9 tRNA genes are annotated in these 1,479 nt (G+C 44.6%); all 9 read right to left on the reverse strand.

What is annotated here, in order from left to right:
- Positions 1-198: 198 nt before the first annotated feature.
- Positions 199-272: transfer RNA gene (locus SLH48_RS22275), tRNA-Gly, on the reverse strand.
- 18 nt (positions 273-290) lie between these two features.
- Positions 291-367: transfer RNA gene (locus SLH48_RS22280), tRNA-Pro, on the reverse strand.
- 38 nt (positions 368-405) lie between these two features.
- Positions 406-482 (reverse strand) — tRNA-Arg (locus tag SLH48_RS22285).
- A 60-nt stretch (positions 483-542) separates the two neighbouring features.
- Positions 543-628, reverse strand: a tRNA-Leu gene (locus SLH48_RS22290).
- 17 nt (positions 629-645) lie between these two features.
- Positions 646-731, reverse strand: a tRNA-Leu gene (locus tag SLH48_RS22295).
- A gap of 7 nt (positions 732-738) precedes the next feature.
- Positions 739-814, reverse strand: a tRNA-Lys gene (locus SLH48_RS22300).
- 160 nt (positions 815-974) lie between these two features.
- A tRNA-Gln gene (locus SLH48_RS22305) sits at positions 975-1,049 on the reverse strand.
- Between the two features lie 97 nt (positions 1,050-1,146).
- A tRNA-Asp gene (locus SLH48_RS22310) sits at positions 1,147-1,222 on the reverse strand.
- Positions 1,223-1,238: 16 nt separating this feature from the next.
- A tRNA-Val gene (locus SLH48_RS22315) sits at positions 1,239-1,314 on the reverse strand.
- Positions 1,315-1,479 lie beyond the last annotated feature (165 nt).

Consider the following 1,479-nt stretch of genomic DNA (forward strand, 5'->3'; position numbering starts at 1 on the left):
GCACGCCGCCAGCGTTCGTCCTGAGCCAGGATCAAACTCTCCAATAAAGTTTGATTGCTCATTTGTTCAAAAAATTAACGTTGACGCTTTTGTTTTGTTTAGTTTTCAAAGAACATTTTTTGTTGTTATCGCTCAGAGGCGACTTAACTAATATAACATCTCGTTCTTATTGATGTCAATATCTTTTTTTGTTTTTTTTGGAGCGGGTGATGAGAATCGAACTCACGACATCAGCTTGGAAGGCTGAGGTTTTACCACTAAACTACACCCGCGTATATATTATTTTAAAATGGTCGGGAAGACAGGATTTGAACCTGCGACCGCATGGTCCCAAACCATGTGCTCTACCAAGCTGAGCTACTTCCCGTATCATGGGATTGGAGTCAAATTTCGATTGAAATTAACTGGCGCGCCCGAAAGGAGTCGAACCCATAACCTTCTGATCCGTAGTCAGACGCTCTATCCAATTGAGCTACGGGCGCTAATTAAATCAGCAACTTTTATATAATAACATCATTCAAATATGATTGCAAGTGTTTTTTTGGTGCGGTCGAGAGGACTCGAACCTCCACGGGGTCTCCCCCACTAGGCCCTCAACCTAGCGCGTCTGCCATTCCGCCACGACCGCAATAAAAAAATAATGATTGGTGCGGGTGAAGGGACTTGAACCCCCACGTCACAAGGACACTAGATCCTAAGTCTAGCGCGTCTGCCAATTCCGCCACACCCGCGTATAAATGGTGAGCCATGGAGGACTCGAACCTCCGACCCTCTGATTAAAAGTCAGATGCTCTACCAACTGAGCTAATGGCTCAAAAACATAAAAAGTAAAACTAAAAGATTTTTTAATTCACCCAAACCTCTACATGTTTACTCATGATGTATATCGATTTGTGCGCTGTGGTTTTGCTCCGATGATTACTCGATCGTGCTCTACCAACTGAGCTAATGGCTCATAATATAAGAAATAAAAATGGCTGGGCTAGCTGGATTCGAACCAGCGCATGACGGAGTCAAAGTCCGTTGCCTTACCGCTTGGCTATAGCCCAATAATAATTAGGTGAATTTTCATGGAACTTTGCAACCAAGTTCTCCATAAGTAGTATGCTTAATTCTTAATATTACATACGTAAAACAGTATATAGCTGGCGGTCCCGACGGGAATCGAACCCGCGATCTCCTGCGTGACAGGCAGGCATGTTAACCGCTACACCACGGGACCTAATAATTAACAAAAATGGTGGAGGATGACGGGATCGAACCGCCGACCCCTTGCTTGTAAGGCAAGTGCTCTCCCAGCTGAGCTAATCCTCCATCTGATGGTGGAACTTCACTCATCGTGAGTTAAGAAATGGGAGGCGAGTATTTAATACGCGTTTAGCATATTAAACGTACTCACATCCCATAAATAATATATGACCCGTACGGGATTCGAACCCGTGTTACCGCCGTGAAAGGGCGGTGTCTTAACCACTTGAC

Origin of the sequence: Cytobacillus sp. IB215316 (assembly GCF_033963865.1) — a bacterium.
Taxonomy (GTDB): Bacteria; Bacillota; Bacilli; order Bacillales; family SM2101; genus Nanhaiella; species Nanhaiella sioensis.